Genomic DNA, 588 nt, shown 5'->3' on the forward strand with positions numbered 1-588 from the left:
TAATTATTACCTATTACTAGGTGGATATAATAAGACTTCTAATCAACACATTGTTCAAACGTGGCATGCAAGTGGTGCATTAAAAAACTTTGGATTAACAGATCATCAAGTCGATGTGTCTGACAAGGCAATGGTTCAGCAGTACCGTAAAGTTTATCAAGCGACGGATTTTTACTTAGTGGGTTGTGAACAAATGTCACAATGTTTTAAACAGTCTTTAGGTGCAACAGAAGAGCAAATGCTGTATTTTGGGCTTCCGAGAATTAATAAATATTACACAGCTGATAGAGCAACGGTTAAGGCAGAGTTAAAGGATAAATATGGAATTACAAATAAGTTGGTATTATATGTACCAACATATAGAGAAGATAAAGCAGATAATAGGGCTATTGATAAAGCTTATTTTGAAAAATGTTTACCAGGATATACACTGATTAATAAATTACATCCATCAATTGAAGATTCAGACATTGATGACGTATCTTCAATCGACACGTCTACATTAATGCTAATGTCAGATATAATTATTAGCGACTATAGTTCGCTGCCAATAGAAGCTAGCTTGTTAGATATTCCAACTATATTTTA

The 588-nt window shown here is 33.2% G+C and carries 1 protein-coding gene; it reads left to right on the top strand.

The window, feature by feature from the left end:
- Nucleotides 1-588: CDP-glycerol glycerophosphotransferase family protein (locus IDG60_RS21340; protein ID WP_206161173.1), on the top strand; the 588-nt coding region annotated here is incomplete at both ends.

It is taken from the genome of Staphylococcus sp. EG-SA-2, assembly GCF_017152085.1.